Genomic DNA, 1,337 nt, shown 5'->3' with positions numbered 1-1,337 from the left:
CGCCGACTGCTCGCGCAGGCCGACGTCGTCGTCGCCGACCGGCTCGCGCCACCCGAACTGCTGGCCGAACTGCCCCCGCACGTGGAGGTCATCGACGCGGCCAAGATCCCGTACGGCCGGGCCATGGCCCAGGACGCGATCAACGCCACACTGATCGAGCGAGCCCGGGCTGGCCGGTTCGTGGTGCGGCTCAAAGGCGGTGACCCGTTCGTGTTCGCCCGCGGCTACGAAGAGGTGCTGGCCTGCGCTGACGCCGGAATTCCCGTCACGGTGGTGCCCGGTGTCACCAGTGCCACAGCGGTGCCGGCGCTGGCCGGCGTTCCGGTCACGCACCGGGCGATGAATCACGAGTTCGTGGTGGTCAGCGGCCATGTCCCGCCGGATGATCCCGAATCGTTAGTGAACTGGAACGCCCTTGCGGCAATGTCCGGCACCATTGTTCTGCTGATGGCACTCGGGCGGATCGAACAGTTCAGCGAGGTGCTGCGAAAAGGTGGCCGACCTGCGGACACACCCGTACTGGTGGTGCAATACGGCACCACCGCCGCCCAACGTAGCCTGCGGGCGACGCTCGCCGACGCGCCGGAGAAGATCCGCTCGGAAGGCATCCGACCTCCCGCGATCATCGTCATCGGGGCTGTCGCCGGGTTAGGGGTTTAAAAGTCTCTTAATTTTGCTGTATGGTAATCCGCTATGACGGCTCTCAACGACGCAGAGCGGGTGGCCGCTGACCAGGTGACAGACGTCGCCGAACCAGCGCCCGTGCCGCGCCCCGAGTCGACCGCGCCGAGCCGGGTCAGCAGGTATTACCCGGCGTGGCAGCCGCCCCGCCATTTCTTCGCGGCGGTGATCGCCATCGCGGGCATGCAGCTGATGGCCACGATGGACGGCACTATCGCGATCGTCGCGCTTCCCAAGATTCAAGAGGACCTGGGCCTCTCCGACGCCGGGCGGAGCTGGGTGATCACCGCCTACGTGTTGACGTTCGGCGGGCTGATGCTGCTGGGCGGGCGCCTCGGCGACACCATCGGCCGCAAACGCACATTCATCGTCGGTGTTGCGCTGTTCGCCATCGCCTCGGCGCTCTGCGGTGTCGCCTGGGACGCCCCCACGCTGGTCGTCGCGCGGCTGCTGCAGGGCATCGGTGCCGCGATCGGCTCACCGACCGGTCTGGCGCTGGTGGCCACCACGTTCCCGAAGGGGCCGGCCCGCAACGCCGCGATGGCGGTGTTCGGGGCGATGACCGGCATCGGCTCGGTGCTGGGGCTGGTGGTCGGTGGTGCGCTGACCGAGGTGTCGTGGCGGCTGGCGTTTCTGGTGAACGTGCCGATCGGGCT

2 protein-coding genes are annotated in these 1,337 nt (G+C 68.1%); both read left to right on the top strand.

Annotated elements, in window-relative coordinates; translation table 11 throughout:
• Positions 1–660: uroporphyrinogen-III C-methyltransferase (gene cobA, locus AC2VOP_RS11765; protein WP_486961130.1), on the top strand; the 660-nt coding region annotated here is incomplete at its 5' end.
• 33 nt (positions 661–693) lie between these two features.
• Positions 694–1,337, top strand: a 644-nt coding sequence (locus AC2VOP_RS11760) for an MFS transporter (protein WP_486961129.1), incomplete at its 3' end; no start/stop codon positions are given.

The sequence above is a fragment of the Mycobacterium sp. TH-M106 genome, from assembly GCF_057473765.1.
Note: the sequence above shows the minus strand (reverse complement) of the source record. Positions and strands in the feature narration are given on the sequence as shown.